At 34.4% G+C, this 1066-nt stretch carries 2 protein-coding genes; both read left to right on the forward strand.

Going from position 1 to position 1066, the window contains the following annotated elements:
- Positions 1-226: 226 nt before the first annotated feature.
- Positions 227-574, forward strand: coding sequence for an HNH/ENDO VII family nuclease (locus ACFIL8_RS10810; RefSeq protein ID WP_375610944.1), 348 nt, complete (start codon positions 227-229; stop codon positions 572-574).
- A 274-nt stretch (positions 575-848) separates the two neighbouring features.
- On the forward strand, positions 849-1066 hold a 218-nt coding region (locus ACFIL8_RS10815), incomplete at its 3' end, for an SMI1/KNR4 family protein (protein WP_375661209.1).

Genomic DNA, 1066 nt, shown 5'->3' on the forward strand with positions numbered 1-1066 from the left:
AGCATCAACAAAACCCACCTTGAACGTGCATTAGCTTTAGCCAAAGAAGTAGCAAAGGTGAAGCAAGTGAGCTACGCTTTGATTGAACGGGTAGCAAAAGATTTTGATGATCACTCAGAGCTTTCTAGCGAGGAATAACCTCGCTCTTGGAAGGAGAGTTTATTTAAGTCTATTTAGAACAAAGAATAAATTGATTATTTTGAAAAAATTGAGGGGATTATGAATCATGAAATGGATAAAGAAAAAAAGTATGGGGGCAGCTGAGCCGGTGGAATTTAAAAGTCAAAAAGTTTATCAGGAAGATGAACTGTTTGAGCCCGAAACAGTTTCTTCTTGGAAAGAAGAAGGACAGATAGTAACGGGTACAAATGTGGAAAGAATGGTATCAGGAAGAGCACCTATTGGAGTCGATTTTAGACCTATTATGTTACATCCTGTGACACAAGAACAAGATAGTCCTCTCGTTGAGGTTCTCTACTCATTTTATCAAGGCAGGAGTTTGGTTGCTCCTATGAATCCAAAGACAAATTTTATCAGAAAAGTTATTTGTTGGATTTCAAAAAAAAATTCCTAAGTAGGAAAAAAGAAAGAGTAATTATTGCAAATATTGAAATAATATCCCTAAAAGGCGCTCTCTAAACTTTAATGATCACCTCCTTTAATTCCATCATATATTGTAAATGCGAGATGATTGTACAGAGACAGATGAGAAAAGAGCTCCGTCAAGAACATATCTCTTATGATTTTATCAATCTCATCTCAATTCCATTGGCTATAGTAGAAAAAGATTGATCATTAGGAGCACTCATTATGAGTAAAAACACGCTGTGACTTATGGAGAAAAATTTATGAAAAGTTATACTTTATCAGATGTTGCACAATATGTTGATATGCATAGTCATGTTATTAATTTTGGTACTCAAGATAATGCCCCTGATGATGTACGGATTAAAACAGCTGAGAACACTCTTGGTTTACAATTTACCTCTTCCTATAAGAATTTTTTAAAAAATTATGGAGGAGGAGAAATTGGAGGTGAAGAAATATTCAGTATTTATGAAATCTG

The organism is Bartonella sp. AP57NXGY (assembly GCF_042195805.1).
Taxonomy (GTDB): domain Bacteria; phylum Pseudomonadota; class Alphaproteobacteria; order Rhizobiales; family Rhizobiaceae; genus Bartonella.

Excerpts from the sequence above, each read along its gene's own strand:
- ACFIL8_RS10810 (WP_375610944.1), top strand. The coding sequence starts at position 227 with ATGAAATGGATAAAGAAAAAAAGTATGGGGGCAGCTGAGCCGGTGGAA.